Below are 5,509 nucleotides of genomic sequence, written 5' to 3' on the forward strand. Positions count from 1 at the left end.
AAGAACTCCAAAAACAAGCAACATCACAACATCTGAGACTTGGTATTCCGCACTATCTCCACGTTTGATTGTTAGGTGATCACTCAAAATCTTGGGCAGACCCAATTTTTCTGAGAATTTACCAAGATTAACCAAGCCAGCGTTGCCCGTCAGATTTTTTTCAGTAAATTGGGTATNGAAACGTCTCATCATATCGGTGCTCCTATCTAAAGCAATCAAAATGATGATATCATACTATAAAATCAATAAATTTAAAATATTTCTACAACAATTATTGTTTATGGATTGCATTCTTTAGGTACTAAAAATCTATACGCATGCTTGCCGAAGGGACACGTGGCTCTATGTAAGAGGAGTCTATCTGATTGAATCATCAAAATAGACGTACCCGGCATGGTATGCTAAATATTTGTAGAACAAATTGAAATTGAGAAAGAATACCATGCCTGATACCAAATATATCAAAAATGAGGTAATCCTATGACGGTGTCAAATACCAGCTATTCCCTGACAACCTTATTGACCTGTCCTCAAAATCTGTACTGGGCATGGTTGAAATATCAGCGTTATACACGATCAATTCACACTTGGATTGACGATTACCGACTTTCCTGTTTTGAAGCGAATCTTCAGGAAGAATTAGATGCAATTGCACATAAATTCAAAGAATTAACATACAAGACAGATGCTGTTCGCCCCCTTCCGCAGCCTTCCCATGCCAGCAAAAATGGTAAGCAGACAGGGCTCATTTATGATATTTCTGTTCGCGATCAGGTGGCCTGGATTGCCTTTTTGAACGTTATAGGTCCTGGCCTGGACTGTCGGATGCCTCCATGGAGCTATGGCGGTCGTCTCCATAGATCCTCCCGGAGTGAGAAAAAAAATGACACCGTTGTCATCAGAAACGGTGGCTACAGACACTCCAGTGGACGCCTCTATCGAAATTCTCTGGCAGCCTGGTCACTGTATCAGCGCCATATTTTTCTTACTGCTAGAGCAATGTCCGGATTGTTACATCCTGAAAACTTTGAAGAACCTGAACGTAACGTGCTTGAGCAGGAGCGTTATATAGCAGACAATCAACGACTTCCCTACCTGGAGGAAAAGTACTGGCCCACGGTAAAAAATAACAAAGTGTACATGGCCAAGCTCTCCTTTAACAACTGCTCGTCCGGAGGAAGTATCGCTACTGTGGCAGACAATCTTTCTGCCTTTTCACCGGAATTTCAACCCCAGATTCATCAACTCGCTTCCCAGCTTCTACAGTTCAGAATTGATCCGAAGTGCTGGACCAATCCGCCGGCGGGAAGTACCTCTGACTCGGAAAAATGTGCCCTAACCACTATGCCTGCGGGCCTGGCAGTGGCAGATTTCTTACAAAATGTCGCGCTCATGGCGGTGGAACGGGATATAGCAGAACATCGTATTGTTCCCGGGTCTGTTTCGGCTCATGATCTCCGAAAAAAAAATATCGCTCACTTTCGTTTTGGTTCTGAACATTGTTTTCTTTCCCGCGATTTTTCAAGTTTGGTTAACTGGATGGAAGAATACCAGACGCTCTTAGATAATTATGGCTGCGGAACCACACTGGATTGGAAATCCATTGAGCCGCAATCCCTTTCTCAATATCGAATTTCCCGGCGGCGAACAAGTCAATCTGGAATTCTGAATGAGGAATCCAGGCACCAGGCCACTGAAGATGCGCTCCTGGACAATACCAATCCGCTCCCAGAACTAATCAGGAGCCTGAGGATGGTAACCAGTATAAAGGATCTGAATTTTGATCTTTTGCAGCAACGGGAAAAAATATTGTACATTAATGAAATGGAAAACCTGTTGCTTGGCCGAGAATCAGGCACTGTCGGCAGTTATGATTTTCAGATAGACAGCATTGCCCGCAAACTTGCATGGTCTTTGCCCCAGGAAGTCTTAGGAAACCAGGCGAACCTGTGCCTGATTGAACGTCGTCTTTTTGAAACAAAAAAGGATGAGACTGATCTTTGTAAGCGTTTACAGGGGCTTCGTCAGAAAACAAATGACGCAGTTGCAACACGCAAACGCATCCAGGAGTTGCAGCAAGAAATTGAATGCCTTGAAAAAAGGCATCAACAGCTTTTATCTGCAAATACCAATAAGCAACACAAAAGTCAGATGCACATCTTTCTGATACTGTTGAAAGCGCTTCGCAATCATCGAGAGAAACTTAACCTCTGGGTTTATCTGCTGGAATATTGTCGGTTTTCCGGACATACCGACCTGACATTAATTCATAAAGAACTTGAGCAAGTATCGAAACACGACCCGGTAGGGGCTGGCCATATAAGGGCTATAATCTGTCGCCTTATGGCCAATCAGGCTGTCCAGTGTGCTGTCAACATGTCTCATAAAGATCATTTAATCTATCGGCGTAAGGCAGCATATTCCTATTTGCAAACACTGTTAAGACAACCGGTCACCTTGCCGGAAGATGCAGAGCCCACATGGTATGAACGCAATTCCTTGAACTTGATGCAATGCGGTTTTGGCAGTGCTCTTTTGTATCTTAAGGAGGCGGAGAACGAACTGATAACTGAAAGTGATTTCCGCTTAATGCAACGTCTTGCAGCAAACTGCAAAGCTATTGACTGGTCCGTGTCACCGGAAAAATGGGCGGCAGAGACATTAATCCCTCTTTCAGCATGGGCATGGTGGGCCGAAACAAGGCTCAATTCCCTCATTAAAACAAGCCCGGGGCCAATATGGAAAGCTGCGGTCTGTAAACTGGGGGTTAATGAGCCCTGCACTTGCCCCCTGTTATTTCGTTACCCCCATAATGTAACGCGAGAAGTCAAAACAGAAACAATAATTGATGCATGCCTGGTGAAGGAAGTCTTCACAAAAGAAGAGCGTGCTGGATGGTTGTATGAACTGCTTCAGGGGACTGACCCTGTTCAATATAAATACAAACGTGGTTCGGCAATCACCCCAGGTGAAGAAAAAATATTCAGGATCATGCAAAAAAACAGTGATGAGCCATGGATACCCCTTGAAAAGTGGGTTTGGTGGATTCGTCAGAAATACAAGGAAAACGTTTATGATCCACGGGTCACCGAATGGACGGCACTTGAACTTGCTGATCAAATAGCGGGAAAAGTGAAAACCTTTGTTCAGGGCGATGGAAACGGTGACTATCCCATGCACCCCTTGAATATTCTTGTTCCAGAAAAATGGACAAAAGAAAGGAATACCGTTTTGACTTGGGAACACTGGCGAGACCAGATAAGTGAGGAGCCGTTTCTCCTGCAATTAAGGGCAGCCGATCGGGTTGACGACTATCGTTACAGATTTAATCTGTCACCGATTGCCAAACCCTCTCCTGAAATTGCCATGATCCGGGGCCTTGGTATGTTACTGCTGGGACTGGTAAGCCATTCATTTGACTGGCCGGCAGCATGGAATGTACACGGGCATGAATGGCAGTACTTTCCTTTGGTGCGAACCCGAATGCGAAACATCCCATTTTCATCCTGGACCCATGGAATCCTGGAGGCCTGTTTGCTTCCCGGTCAACTGGAGACAGCATTGACTGAGCCTTCTGTGTCAGCAGGGTGTGATGACGATACGGTACGTTATCCGCCGCAAATCATGAATTTAAACATGTTCCAATCCTATATCCAAAAAGCCAGACAGATGTTGGGAAAATATCAACTAACCCTTCAACGCAGTATCCCAAGGCAGATTGTACCTGTTCAATTGGAGCACTTTACACGAGCGGACTGGATAACTGATATTGGAGAATAATATGCCCGAAACGGAAAAGTCACTGACTGATTATCTGCAGCTCGGTCTGATTCAAACAACCACAAATGCCGAAATTGCATGGCAGAATTATCCAAAAATGACGCCTGCTGAGTCTGACCATGCCTGGAGAGAAATCAGACATGGATTCCATATTCTTTCTGAAATGGATGTACCACCGCAATTTATCATTCTTCCCGAACTGGCTGTGCCGCTTTGCTTTCGAAGCCGATTGCTGGCACTGTGCAGAAAAATAGGCTCTATAGTTATAGCCGGTATGGATTATACCATGGATCATGCAAACAGCATCGTAAGAAATCAAGCCCTGGTCATCGTTCCCCAGAGATGGCCGGAAAAAAAGTCCAGTGAACGATGCAGTACATTTTATTTCGGGAAAACTTATATTGCTCCTGGCGAAGAAATTGGTATCGGGGATTCTGGGTTTGCTTTCAAAGCCGACCAAACCATCTGGTTGTTTGACGCAGGTCGATTCGGTCGCATTGGTGTCTGCATCTGTTATGATTTTATGGACGTGGAACGATATATGGTTTACCGGGGAAAAATTCACCACCTTTTTGTCCTGGCTTATAATCGTGATGTTGATTCATTTTATCACTTGGCTGATTCACTATCAAAGACGATTTTTTGCAATGTGGTCATCTGCAATACAGGTTTTTATGGTGGATCCCTTGCCGTAACACCCTACTATGAAACATTCCGCAGGACCCTGTATCGCCATGAAGGCAAGGATCTTTTCACTGTTCAGGTTGTCCGGCTACCGGTTGCCGATATTGATGCTGCCCAGCAAGGTGACACAGGAAAATATATTGATGAGACCGGCAATCAATATCGTCTGTTTAAGCATTTACCTCCGGGCTATTAAGCATTAATGAACAGTGATGTCCGGTTAGTTTTTTGCTTGCTCGGTAAATGTAAATTTTTGATCTTTGACAATATTGTCCCTGCTTATCCTATGCGAACCAGGTCACCTGTTTCCATGCCCGGATAATGTTGTTGCGTTCAAGGACCATCTCCATTAACCGGTTATTGTTTCCCATACTTTCGGCAAGTTATGACGATAGAAACAGTTCCATCTGCTGTGGCTTTCTGTTCACAAGTGCACACCGCCTATTTGTCGCAATCATTTACCCGGACCGTTCGGCCCAGGCACCGTTCAGGCCTTCATCGGGGTGAGTCCTCTGCATGAGCCAAGTGGTATTTACATAGGATATCAAGTATACTTTTTAGGTTGGGCATCAGCCTTTTACGGAGTATTTGCTTGGTTTTCAAATATAGGCTATTTGGTTACATTTGCCCTCATAATTAATGGAAATTTAAATTTCCTGTATCGATCGTAACAGTTGTTATTGCTCTTTCATCTCTAACTTACCCGACAATAGAAAAGGGTGAAAATGGGTATGCTTTCTACATATCCGAATTTAACTCAGGTTTTTACTTATCAAATGTCAATTACTTTGTCCGGTTCGCGTCAATTATCTTGTCCGGTTTTTTTATATCAATAAATGCTTTTTGAGTGCATAAATTCTGTTCCGTTTTTGTTACGATCTTTACATTTAGCAGACTGACTCAATCCTTCATTGTAATTGACGCCTGTTAAACCACATTAAATGGATTTTAGGATCGGTAATTGTCGTCTCATACATTGTATTTTTACCCTTACCCCCAAAAATTTGTAACTTCGTTCCAGGATAAGTCAAGGAAAAAACCGGTT

2 protein-coding genes and 1 pseudogene are annotated in these 5,509 nt (G+C 43.7%); 2 read left to right on the forward strand and 1 reads right to left on the reverse strand.

The genetic code is table 11. The features are described 5' to 3' along the window. A pseudogene (locus tag B147_RS27555) lies at positions 1-192 on the reverse strand (IS1380 family transposase); the annotation flags it as partial. A gap of 288 nt (positions 193-480) precedes the next feature. On the opposite strand from B147_RS27555, the gene B147_RS0105525 reads away from it, so the two are divergent. After that, positions 481-3,780, forward strand: a complete 3,300-nt coding sequence (locus B147_RS0105525) for an RNA-dependent RNA polymerase family protein (RefSeq protein ID WP_020586242.1) — start codon at positions 481-483, stop codon at positions 3,778-3,780. A 1-nt stretch (position 3,781) separates the two neighbouring features. Continuing rightward, positions 3,782-4,660, forward strand: a complete 879-nt coding sequence (locus B147_RS0105530) for a carbon-nitrogen hydrolase family protein (protein WP_020586243.1) — start codon at positions 3,782-3,784, stop codon at positions 4,658-4,660. Positions 4,661-5,509 lie beyond the last annotated feature (849 nt).

This window comes from Desulfobacter curvatus DSM 3379 (assembly GCF_000373985.1).
Lineage (GTDB): Bacteria > Desulfobacterota > Desulfobacteria > Desulfobacterales > Desulfobacteraceae > Desulfobacter > Desulfobacter curvatus.

Coding starts and splice junctions, on each gene's coding strand:
- B147_RS0105525 (WP_020586242.1), top strand. CDS start 481: ATGACGGTGTCAAATACCAGCTATTCCCTGACAACCTTATTGACCTGT.
- B147_RS0105530 (WP_020586243.1), top strand. CDS start 3,782: ATGCCCGAAACGGAAAAGTCACTGACTGATTATCTGCAGCTCGGTCTG.